Here is an 8957-nt window from a genome sequence, read left to right as displayed (position 1 = left end):
TCTACGTGACTGGGACTGGCTACGATCCCTCCACAAGCTATGACATCTATGTGGTGGAGGATGTAACCACGTGGACGGATGGCATGTCGATTCCCAGCCGGGTGGCTGATACGGCGACCTCAATCATGTCAAACACGGGTGGCACCTTAGACCCGACCTTGGTCTGGTCGAACCCTCAGACCGTTGGCATGTTTGATGTGGTGGTTGATCTCAACGAGAACGGCTACTATGATGAAGGGGTTGACGTGTTGGACGATGACGACATCGAGGTTACAGCGGGTTTCGTGATTCCTGAGTTTTCCCCTTTCCTGCTTCTTCCTTTGTTCATAGGGTTCACTCTCTTTGCTACTATCCTTCGCAGAAGAATTAGATGAGATGGAGAGAGTGAACCAGCATTTTTTTAGCATTGATTCATGTCTTCGGTCTGTTCGTTCAAGCACTCCATTTCTGCTAGACTTAAGTATGCGATATTACTAGTTAAGTTAAATGTACTCCTTTTATCTTCAGTACATTAAAAAATATACAATTGAGATAGATGAAAACACTACAAGAGGTTTTAATTAAAATGGGGAAATGGCTAGTTCCTAAAAAAGCAATGATTTTATTGTCTTAATGAATTGTCAGTGGTATCTTGATTTTTAATAAAGTATTGACGCTATGGTTATTTCTTCATATTTGAGCATGTATTACATCCAGAAAGAGATGCTAGAAATTTATCTTCCTTTAAGGCCACGCATAATTTACAAAATGTTAGTGTAGCATCGATTAAGGATAACTTTTCAGAGGCTATGCTATGGGCAAACTCCTTTGCTCTAGACTGAATTATAGGTATGGATTGAATTTGCTTCATCTTCTTATCTCCACGTTTAGAGTAAAGGTAATGACTTATAGTAGCTTGTGTAGTCCCAAGTTTATCAGCCACAGCTACCTGCGTATAACCGTACTTCTCGATGAGTTCTTTTGCCACCAAGGATCGGAAGGCTGGCAACACATAAACTGCAACTAGCTCACATGGAGGTCTCACTCTTATTCCCAGGATCGTATAACGAAGTTATAATTTATAAATTGTTTGCCTAAAAAAATATTTAATTATTTTTAATCAGTCCTATTCAGGGAAGAAGTATCCAGGGTTTATGCTACATTTATATTATATTTTCTGGCAATATCTACAAACGCTTGGGCCAAGTAGATAACTTGGTCCCACGTGAGTCCATAAGTGTTCATTTTCCAAGTCTTTGTAGCTCCTACGAATTCTCCGACAATCTTCCTATTTTTTAACTCATCGCTGAAGAAATACCCCCTCCTTTTATGCGTTTGTGCAATCTTATCGTAACTTTCTATAGTATCTACCTTCGTTAGAGTATGCTTTCTCGGCATTTCACTTAGAACTTTGTTTCCTTTAATCCTTAAAAATTCCTTGAAAAAATAGTTGGTCTTATCAAGTTCTTCATCCCAACGTTCAACTCGCTCTTTAATTTTAGGAAAACTTGCCATCATGGAAATTAAATTGGCACCCATCAATGTACAACCCATCATCTCGACTTCTTTAATTCCAAATTTACGTTTTGTCACATCACCAACCATCTTTGTCGTTCTAAAAATTTTTTCTGCCCATTCTTCAGTAGTTGCCAAGATTCCAGAAGGTGCGGATGAGGCAAAACTTTTGTGCCCTGAGCCTACTAGAAAGTCGGCCCCGATCTCTTTCCCCTTTACAGGCATTAACCCTATTGAATAGGCGCCGTTATACAGAAAAGGGATGTCATAATCCTTCGCAACTCGAGCTATTCCATACACGTCGTGTTCATTCCCTAACATGTAATCAAAATGGTCCATTATGATCAGTTTGGGAAGTGCACCAGTCTCTTTCCTCACTTCCTCTATCTTTTTGGCTGTGTTTTCACCTGTAATTACATTATTCTCGTTTAAAGGGACTTCCTTGACAACTCCTCTCGAAGCTTCTATAGCTAAAAATTCTGTATAATGTGCCAATGCAGAGACAATCACAGAATCTCCCTTTTCGATTATTGAAGAAACAACAGCTTGAAAACCTCTTCTTGCTCCAGGGACAACCCTGGCCTGATCCATTCCCAAGAATTTTGCTAGTTCTATATGAAACTCGTCTATAGGGGGCCTTCGGATCTTGTCAAGCCTAAAAGGTTTTCCACACCAATCACAAGTTGAATAACCGTCTCCATAAGCTATCAGAGCTTTCATGGCTTCTGGGGTCAGTCTACCACCGGGTTGAATTGGGTTAATATTTATGAAAAGCTCTTCTATTGCCCTTGTTTCTAAATCATCTATTATCTCTCTCATGTTATCAGCTCCTTTTCAATGATATCTATACTTTGTCTTACTTCTCCAATAATCTTCTTGACCTTCTCTTTCTGTTCAGTACTTAATTGATACATCGGTTTTGTTTCTCTAAAAATCTGTCTTAAGTCGATCAAAGCAAACAATGCCTTAAAAGTTACCTCTACGGACTTTTCAGTCATAATATCACCACCATCAGGAAGAGAATCCTATGCATAACATGAGCCGGGGGCAGGATTCGAACCTGCATAGAACAGGTCTCTACATACTGAGCTATCTGCAGCCTGTCGCCTAACCACTCGGCCACCCCGGCAATCCTGATTAAACGTTTTCAACCTCCTTTATTCAGCTATAACATAGTTATAATCCATATATATCTTTTTGTAATTTTTATTCCAAATAGAATATATATCAATATACTGTACAAACACAAACAATCACATATTTCGGGCTTACAAAAAAGGAAAATACAAACACAAACATCATAAAAATAATATTGTTTTGTAGGCCTATTCTACTCCGAGTAAGAAATATTATTAATTCCAATAGGAATAATATTAACAAGAAAATATTAAAAGAATATTAATTTATTATGTTATAACATGGTTATACAAAGTATTGGAAGACTTGAATACATAAGAGGTCTCAAGTGCAGAGAGTGCGGTAGAGAGTATCCCCCAACCAAGATTTATACTTGTGAGGAATGTTTCGGTCCACTTGATGTAACCTATAACTATGACTCTATAGAGCTTGACAGGAAATCGTTTGAGAAAAGACCTAAAACGGTTTGGCGATATTTTGAACTCTTACCCGTCCAGAATAAAAGAAAAATTGTAGATTTGGGTGCTGGTTACACTATCTTACATAAGTGTGATCGACTGGCTGAGGTATTCGGATTAAGAAGACTGTATATCAAGAACGATACGGTCAATCCAACTTACTCATTTAAAGACAGACCGGCTACTGTTGCTGTATCTAAGGCTCTTGAATTTCGAGCCAAGGCTGTCGGGTGCGCTTCAACCGGCAATCTAGCTGCCGCTACTGCAGCGCATGCGGCCAAAGTTGGGTTGCCTTGCTATGTTTTCATTCCAGCGAATATCGAACTCAATAAAATCTTACAGGCAACGATTTATGGTGCTAGAATTGTGGCCGTTAATGGAACTTACGATGATGCAAACCGGCTTGCAGCTCAGGCTTCAGAGGCATATGACTGGTCGTTTGTGAATATAAACATTCGACCATACTATGTAGAGGGATCGAAAACTTTGGCATTTGAGATCTGCGAGCAACTTGGATGGCAAGCTCCTGATCACGTGATAGTGCCAATGGCCAGTGGAGCGTTGCTCTGTGCCATTTGGAGGGGTTTCAAAGAGTTCCAAAGACTTAACCTGATCAGTGATTTAAAGACCAGAATAACGGGTGCCCAGCCTTCCGGATGCTCCCCAATAACAAACGCCTATAAAGACAATACCTTTGACGTGAAGCCGATCGAGCATCCTTCTACAATAGCAAAAAGCTTGGCTATAGGAGACCCTGGAGATGGGTTTTATGCTTTAAATGCTATACGAGAATCTGGTGGTGTTGGTGAATCAGTTACAGACATTGAAATATTGAACGCAATCCAACTTTTAGCGAAAACAGAGGGGATATTCGCCGAGCCTGCCGGTGGAGTGACAGTGGCTGTTTTAAAGAAACTTGTTGAACTTGGAGAGATATCGCCAGATGAGGAGGTTGTTTGTTGCGTTACTGGTAATGGATTCAAAGCAGCCGAGACTATTTTAGATCATATTCCGGAACCCTTTGTGATCGAGCCTAATTTAGAGTCGCTAGAAAAGATCATAAGGCAAGGAGATATAAAAAATGAGTAAGGTTAAAACCATTTTTTATGGTGCTTTAGTGAACGTAACTGGAGAAAAAGAGGTAGAAGTAGAAGCATCAACACTAAAGGAGGCACTAGATGGTTTTTATGAGAGATGGGGAAACAGGTTTAAGGCGAAACTTTTAGACGCAGCTGGAAATCTAAAAAGGTTCATCAATATCTATGTTAATGGCAAAGATGTCCGCTTCCTTAACTACCTCGATACAGTATTAGAAGATAAAGATGAGGTTCTTATCATTCCGGCTGTTAGTGGGGGTTGAGCTTCTTCGGGAAAATTCAATGGATCTAAAAAATTATGGGGTTTTATATTTTGGTTGTGTGGTTGAGAAAATCTCAATATAATTAATATATAACTATGTTATAGAATATATATTTTAGGAGGGAAGTGAGTTTGAAAATGCTCTTGATCCACTGCGATTACTTCTCATATCTTACAACTCGGAGAACTAAGGTAGCTGAAGAACTCCCAAATGGATGTAAGAGTTGTGCTTTTAAGGATGCATTGGTAGTTTTCGTAACTGCGGAAAAAGTAGACGAAAAAAACCCCCAAAAAGTAGTGATCAAAGGGAGTGGGGAGATCGTAAATGTTTCAAACAAGATGGGCATAAAAAACATCATCATTTTCCCCTTCGTACACCTTTCCGACGAAATTTGTAGTCCAGATATAGGATCATATATCATAAAACGCATATATGACAATCTCGCTTCTCTTGATTATACAGTAGACAAAGCCCCCTTTGGATGGGAGAAGGTTTTCTCCATGACTTCAAAAGGTCATCCATTGGCGGAGCTTTCTAGGACTATTCGACCCTGAAAACATCGGCATTATATTTTTTAATTGTTATAGGAATTGAGTAGAGGTTTAAAAATTGCTAGATGTGCAGAGGATTAGGCAAGATTTCCCTTTATTGAATTCTGGTATCATTTACTTTGACAACGCAGCTACAAGCTTGACACCGGAACCGGTGCTTAACAAGATGTTGGAGTTTTACCACAATTATCGTGCAAATATAGAACGGGGCGTACACAGGCTCTCTCAGAAAGCAAGCGAAGAGTACGAAAAAGCTCACCTAAAGATTGCTGAATTTATTAATGCCAGGTCTGAAACCGAAATAATAACGACCAAGAACACTACAGAAGGTATAAACATCGTTGCGAACGGATTAAACTGGAAAAGAGGACAAAAAATCGTCACTACACTTATCGAGCATCACTCTAACTTCATAGTCTGGTTACGTCTTAAACAACGATATGGGGTCGATTTAGAAATTGTTAGACCAAACAAGGAGGGAGTATTCGATATTTCTGATTTCGAAAAAGCGATAGATGATAAAACATGTTTGGTAGCAATGACTCATGTCTCAAACATTCTAGGCGTGATAACCCCAGTTAGGGAAGTAGCCCAGATCGCACATGAACACGGTGCTCAGATGCTTATTGATGCCGCCCAATCGATACCCCACTTGAAAGTCGATGTTCAGAAAATTGGGTGTGATTATTTGGCCTTTTCAGGCCATAAAATGCTCGGTCCAACCGGAGTAGGTATACTTTATGCACGCGAAGAACTACATGAGGACATCGAACCCACTACTATCGGTGGAGGAACGATAGAGGATGTTGGTTTAGATTACTATAGATTGAATGAAAGCCCACAAAGGTTCGAAGCAGGAACCCCTCCAATTGCTGAGATTATTGGATTAGGCAAAGCGACTGATTACCTGAGGGAGATCGGGATGGGGAGTATAAAAACACACGAAGAAGAACTTACTAAGAGGATGTACCATGGATTAAGAGAAATCCCTCAAGTTGAGATATATGGTCCTGAAAATTTGGAAAAAAGAATTGGCATAGTTTCCTTTAATGTCCAAGACCAAAATCCTCACAATGTAGCCTTAGCTCTGGATATCTCAAGAAATATAATGGTCAGATCAGGACATCACTGCACCATTCCTTTGATGAAAATTTTTCTAAACCGACCTAGGGGATCTGTCCGGGCCTCCACATATCTCTACAACACTAAAGAGGAGGTTAATGTGCTTATTTCCGCAGTTGAGGAGATCTCAAAGTCACAGGGATCTAGACTAACGAGAGAGAAGCATGAAAATTAACTTTATTCATATTTGCTCCTAATTTAGGATGATTTACAATCAACAAACCTCCACATTTATTTACAAAAGTTAAATTTATTTTCCAAAATTTAGAGTTAAGATAAAAATTTTTAATAATAAACAAATATTATCTTCATTATATGAAAAAATTAATCGCTTTACCTCATAAAGTCTTTGAATCTACTTGTTATGTAAACGGATTGGAAGATATTTTATCTTGGAAGGGAGTCAATTATGTTGATTATTTACTTTCTATTGTTGGTGGGATGGCTGGTTTTTCATATCTTCGTTTTAAAGGAGCAGATCCGCCTTGTATGGTGTATTGGGGCGCTAGTCCTAAGTATTTACTGAGAGATTTAGGGTTATTAATCGGATATAAACAAACTGTTATCGAAGGAAGGAGTTTTCAATATACTTTTTCAAAGCTTAAAGAATTCATTGATATAGGAAAACCAGTTGTTGCTGGTGCTCTCGATATGTATTATCTTCATTATTATCCTGATTTGTACAAAAAGATTCATGTCCCTCTTCATTATATTCTTGTGGTTGGTTATGATGACGAAGAAAAGGTTCTTCTTGTGCATGATAGTAGCTATAAAGACGTACAAAAAATATCCTTTGATGAGTTCGAAAAATCCTTAGATGTGAGAGTTCCTGGCGTAAGTAAAAAAAATACAATAAGGGTTTTTACCCTTCCTGAAGTTATTCCTTCTGAATTTGATGTAGCAAAGAATGGTTTTTTAAATAAGGCTGAGAGGTTTTTAAATCCGCCAGAACGTCTTTTTGGCATTCCTGCAATGCGTAGATTGGCTGATGAAATCATTGAATGGGATAACGAAAAGTGTTTTGAGCATATGGTTACATATGCGACTGCTCCACCTTTATTGCCTGAAACATTTGAAAACAGTCACGGAATGCGTTTTTGGCAAGCATCAGTGCTTAAAACTCTAGGGGAAAAATACAATATACTTAACTGGTCTGATTCATCCAAATTATTCAAACTATCTGGTGAGCGAATAATTTCTTTGTGTAAATCGGCTTTGCGTCAGGACGGACAGAAAGTATCTACCATCCTCACACAAATAGCCGATATTGAAGAAAAAGCGTATAGACTACTTAGAGATGTTTAAATAAATAATAAAAAATTATATGAGATGCTCCTTTTGTTCGTGTAATAACTTTACAATCTCGAGTTCTCTGATATCTGGAGGATCAAGAAATTTATAAGCTTCCTGACTGCTTCTCACTAACTCCGAGTTTCTGAACGCTTTAAGATTTTCCTTTGAGTCGAAGATAAAAATTCCACCAAAATGGTTACTTGATCTATCACGGACATAAAACTTCTGTAGTAAACCCCTAACCTTGCGATAGTCCTTGGCTCTTTTCTCAGAAGTCTTTAAGACCTCTTTGATATTCATTCCACTTTTAAACAAGAAGATAAGAAGTTGCATATATTATCACTCACCTGATTTCTTATTAACCTTTTATTATACTTGATAAAATGGGTGACCTTGTGTAGCCGAATCTTATTGAGGCAAGATTGTACCTTATTCTTATTGGAATAAAATAGACAAAAAAATATTAATATTTTCATTATTATTTTTATTCAGTAGAGGTGATAATGTGAGATTCGCAATCGTATTTGAGATTCCAGTCGAGATCGGTAATGCATTTGAAAAGGACCCCAAGGCAGGAGAATTCTTCGTTAAGTTCCTAAAACAGTTGAAACCTGAAGCTGGATATTTCAGTTCCTTAAGAAGGTCTGGGATACTTATAACGAAAGCTGAGAGTGAGGAGGAATTGGTACAACAGCTTGTACCAATCTGGCACATCTTCAAGACCTATCCCCAAGTAGATCTCGTTAGTAGCTTAGACGAGTTCATAACTACAATTCCGAAGTTTAAGGAATTATTAAAGGATCTACCCTGATCGCTTCAATTATACTTATCCTACAAATATCATTTATTCACTCCATAAATGATATTTTCACATCCTTTTTTAATGCTAATCCGAACTCCGCTTCCATCGCTTTTAGTATGGCACAGGGAATGGGACAAGTTATGTGATTTTCTTGGGCAGATCGATATACTCTATTATCGACCATGCTACCAGAGAAGTCACTTATATCCAATTCTTTCAAATTTTCAGAGAGCTTGGTAATTTTTGGACAATCAGTTTCAAAATTTAAAACGATCTTGGAACTGACATTCTTTACTTCAATAAGCGTTCTCTTCCCACAAATCCCTGAATCTACTTCTACTTTTGTCATTTTATCACTGCAAAAAGATACTAATGACACCCTTATAAATTATAACGGTGTTAAGAATGTGTGTATACTATGAATAGAACTCTAGGCGACTCTTATTCAAGCTTATGAAGTGTGAGGATATTGAGGATTAAAATTAGATATTTTACAACTTTATATTACTTGGATGAAAGCTCAGAAGAAGATTTAGAAATTAAGAAACGTGGTACCTTATCTGACCACAGTGTGTGTGCTTATAAGGTTTAGCTTTGATTATACTTCCCTAAATAAATGCACTTCAAACTTAATAATATTTAATCTCAGTGATATCTTTTATATCATCAGGACCTCCTCAATAATATCCAAACTTTGTCTTACTGATCTAACAATCTCTTTGATTTTCTTCTTCTGTTCA

12 protein-coding genes and 1 tRNA gene are annotated in these 8957 nt (G+C 37.9%); 7 read left to right on the top strand and 6 right to left on the bottom strand.

From position 1 onward, the window contains the following. A partial coding sequence (locus L6N96_04190; protein ID MCP8323359.1) for a hypothetical protein occupies nucleotides 1-374 on the top strand: 374 nt, incomplete at its 5' end. Between the two features lie 287 nt (nucleotides 375-661). Here the strand turns inward: L6N96_04190 and L6N96_04185 are convergent. From L6N96_04185 to L6N96_04170, 4 genes are all read right to left on the bottom strand, one after another. Beyond that, nucleotides 662-1024, bottom strand: coding sequence for a helix-turn-helix domain-containing protein (locus tag L6N96_04185; GenBank protein MCP8323358.1), 363 nt, complete (start codon nucleotides 1022-1024; stop codon nucleotides 662-664). Nucleotides 1025-1131: 107 nt separating this feature from the next. Further along, nucleotides 1132-2313, bottom strand: coding sequence for an O-phospho-L-seryl-tRNA:Cys-tRNA synthase (gene pscS / locus L6N96_04180; protein ID MCP8323357.1), 1182 nt, complete (start codon nucleotides 2311-2313; stop codon nucleotides 1132-1134). Beyond that, nucleotides 2310-2492, bottom strand: a complete 183-nt coding sequence (locus L6N96_04175; GenBank protein MCP8323356.1) for a hypothetical protein — start codon at nucleotides 2490-2492, stop codon at nucleotides 2310-2312. Before L6N96_04175 ends, pscS begins: the two co-directional genes overlap by 4 nt. A 41-nt stretch (nucleotides 2493-2533) precedes the next feature. Then, a tRNA-Cys gene (locus L6N96_04170) sits at nucleotides 2534-2623 on the bottom strand. 289 nt (nucleotides 2624-2912) lie between these two features. Here L6N96_04170 and L6N96_04165 point away from each other — a divergent pair. The 5 genes from L6N96_04165 (at nucleotide 2913) to L6N96_04145 (ending at nucleotide 7427) form a co-directional block, all read left to right on the top strand. Next, on the top strand, nucleotides 2913-4178 hold the full coding sequence (locus tag L6N96_04165) for a threonine synthase (protein MCP8323355.1): 1266 nt from the start codon (nucleotides 2913-2915) through the stop codon (nucleotides 4176-4178). Continuing rightward, entirely contained in the window at nucleotides 4171-4449 is a 279-nt protein-coding gene (locus L6N96_04160) for a MoaD family protein (GenBank protein MCP8323354.1), read from the top strand. The genes L6N96_04165 and L6N96_04160 overlap by 8 nt, the downstream gene beginning before the upstream one ends. Nucleotides 4450-4574: 125 nt before the next feature. Next, nucleotides 4575-5003 carry a hypothetical protein gene (locus tag L6N96_04155; GenBank protein MCP8323353.1) on the top strand — a complete coding sequence of 143 codons (429 nt, stop codon included), beginning with the start codon at nucleotides 4575-4577 and terminating at the stop codon, nucleotides 5001-5003. 64 nt (nucleotides 5004-5067) lie between these two features. Then, nucleotides 5068-6297: a cysteine desulfurase gene (locus tag L6N96_04150; GenBank protein MCP8323352.1), complete on the top strand. Its 1230-nt coding sequence runs from the start codon at nucleotides 5068-5070 to the stop codon at nucleotides 6295-6297. A 140-nt stretch (nucleotides 6298-6437) separates the two neighbouring features. Next, on the top strand, nucleotides 6438-7427 hold the full coding sequence (locus L6N96_04145) for a BtrH N-terminal domain-containing protein (GenBank protein ID MCP8323351.1): 990 nt from the start codon (nucleotides 6438-6440) through the stop codon (nucleotides 7425-7427). 15 nt (nucleotides 7428-7442) lie between these two features. Here L6N96_04145 and L6N96_04140 read toward each other — a convergent pair whose 3' ends face one another. Then, nucleotides 7443-7748 carry a YdhR family protein gene (locus L6N96_04140; GenBank protein ID MCP8323350.1) on the bottom strand — a complete coding sequence of 102 codons (306 nt, stop codon included), beginning with the start codon at nucleotides 7746-7748 and terminating at the stop codon, nucleotides 7443-7445. A 172-nt stretch (nucleotides 7749-7920) separates the two neighbouring features. On the opposite strand from L6N96_04140, the gene L6N96_04135 reads away from it, so the two are divergent. Then, nucleotides 7921-8226: a hypothetical protein gene (locus L6N96_04135; GenBank protein ID MCP8323349.1), complete on the top strand. Its 306-nt coding sequence runs from the start codon at nucleotides 7921-7923 to the stop codon at nucleotides 8224-8226. A 37-nt stretch (nucleotides 8227-8263) separates the two neighbouring features. Here the strand turns inward: L6N96_04135 and L6N96_04130 are convergent, their stop codons facing one another. Further along, the gene (locus L6N96_04130) at nucleotides 8264-8566 is read right to left on the bottom strand and encodes a hypothetical protein (GenBank protein ID MCP8323348.1); all 303 of its coding nucleotides are present in this window, start codon (nucleotides 8564-8566) and stop codon (nucleotides 8264-8266) included. Nucleotides 8567-8957 lie beyond the last annotated feature (391 nt).

The sequence above is a fragment of the Candidatus Methylarchaceae archaeon HK02M2 genome, from assembly GCA_024256165.1.
Lineage (GTDB): Archaea > Thermoproteota > Nitrososphaeria > Nitrososphaerales > JACAEJ01 > HK02M2.
The sequence above is the reverse complement of the archived record's forward strand: the minus strand, read 5'-3'. Positions and strand labels throughout refer to the sequence as shown.

Excerpts from the sequence above, each read along its gene's own strand:
- pscS (MCP8323357.1), bottom strand. The coding sequence starts at position 2,313 with ATGAGAGAGATAATAGATGATTTAGAAACAAGGGCAATAGAAGAGCTT.
- L6N96_04175 (MCP8323356.1), bottom strand. The coding sequence starts at position 2,492 with ATGACTGAAAAGTCCGTAGAGGTAACTTTTAAGGCATTGTTTGCTTTG.
- L6N96_04165 (MCP8323355.1), top strand. The coding sequence starts at position 2,913 with ATGGTTATACAAAGTATTGGAAGACTTGAATACATAAGAGGTCTCAAG.
- L6N96_04160 (MCP8323354.1), top strand. The coding sequence starts at position 4,171 with ATGAGTAAGGTTAAAACCATTTTTTATGGTGCTTTAGTGAACGTAACT.
- L6N96_04145 (MCP8323351.1), top strand. The coding sequence starts at position 6,438 with ATGAAAAAATTAATCGCTTTACCTCATAAAGTCTTTGAATCTACTTGT.
- L6N96_04140 (MCP8323350.1), bottom strand. The coding sequence starts at position 7,748 with ATGCAACTTCTTATCTTCTTGTTTAAAAGTGGAATGAATATCAAAGAG.
- L6N96_04130 (MCP8323348.1), bottom strand. The coding sequence starts at position 8,566 with ATGACAAAAGTAGAAGTAGATTCAGGGATTTGTGGGAAGAGAACGCTT.